Origin of the sequence: Pseudomonas sp. M47T1 (assembly GCF_000263855.1) — a bacterium.
In the GTDB taxonomy this organism is placed as follows: domain Bacteria; phylum Pseudomonadota; class Gammaproteobacteria; order Pseudomonadales; family Pseudomonadaceae; genus Aquipseudomonas.
In genome coordinates this window covers 1-1,187 of sequence record NZ_AJWX01000063.1, presented here as the reverse complement: position 1 = coordinate 1,187, position 1,187 = coordinate 1, and the positions used below count along the sequence as shown (strand labels likewise).

Annotated in this window: 1 protein-coding gene; it reads right to left on the bottom strand. The window is 54.8% G+C overall.

Features of this window, described 5'->3' with window-relative positions:
* Window positions 1-16 precede the first annotated feature (16 nt).
* On the bottom strand, window positions 17-1,108 hold the full coding sequence (locus PMM47T1_RS28460) for an IS630 family transposase (RefSeq protein ID WP_050990474.1): 1,092 nt from the start codon (window positions 1,106-1,108) through the stop codon (window positions 17-19).
* Window positions 1,109-1,187 lie beyond the last annotated feature (79 nt).

The window sequence follows — 1,187 nt, the reverse complement described above, 5'->3', positions numbered from 1 at the left end:
CTAGTGTACTGAGCGCTTAATTCATTAGCTTATTTTTTATCACACTCAGCTTTGCCATATGCACGGAACTGATGATGGCCGCTGCCGTCTTGCTCCACTTGAATGGCTTGGCCGAGTGCTCGTTATGAGCAGTAATGAACTGGCGAATCGCGGCTTTAAGGTCAGCAACACTGGTGAAGACACCTCGATACAGCGCCCGTCTCTCCAGTTGTGAAAACCAGCCCTCCACCGCGTTCAACCAAGACGCACTGGTCGGTGTGAAGTGCAGCTTGAAGCGTGGATGCTTTTCCAGCCACGCCTTGACCGCAGCGGTTTTGTGGGTCGAGCTGTTGTCCAGGATCACATGCAGATCCAGCTCGGCCGGTGTGTTGTTATCAATCTGCCGGAGAAAATCCAGAAACTCTTTGGCCCGGTGCCGCTGGGTTATCCGGCCCATTACTTCACCCGTCATGATGTCGAACGCGGCGTACAGGCTCGCCGTGCCATGGCGCTTGTAATCATGGGTGCGCCGCTCAATCTGTCCGGGCCGAAGTTGTAGCATTGGCTGAGTACGATCCAGCGCCTGGATCTGAGTTTTCTCGTCAACCGACAGCACCATGGCATTGTCCGGAGGGCTCAGGTAAAGCCCGACGACATCGATGACCTTCTCTGCGAAGTTCGGATCGTTACTGATCTTGAATGTCTTTAATCGGTGCGGTTTGAGATCGGATGCAGCCCATATTTGCCGGACTTGCCAGGTGGTAACGCGCGCGTACTTGGCCATCAACCGGACGCTCCAATGCGTTGCTTCTTTCGGCACCCGGTGAGTGGTCAGGGTCAGGATTTCCTTGATTTTCTCAGCACCCAGTTTCAAGGGCTGACCGCTGCGCGGCAGATCGCTCAGGCCCTCGATACCCGACTCCAGGTAGCGTTTTCGCCACTTGAACACCGTTGGTGTCGTGATCTGTAACTGTTCACAGATGGCCAAGGGCGCCACCCCTTGAGCAAGCAAAAGTAGTATCCGTGCCCGCTGAACGAGGCTCTGCTCCAGCGTACTCATGCGTAACCAACCTTGAAGCGTAATGACGTCGGAGGGTTGCAGTGCAAAAGGAGCAATGGGTCGAGGCATGCGTATAACCAGCTCGGGTAAGGGCCACATAGTATATCGCTGCTCGTTAGAAAACGAACTACCCGCTCACGACACTAGG

Excerpts from the sequence above, each read along its gene's own strand:
- PMM47T1_RS28460 (WP_050990474.1), bottom strand. The coding sequence starts at position 1,108 with ATGCCTCGACCCATTGCTCCTTTTGCACTGCAACCCTCCGACGTCATT.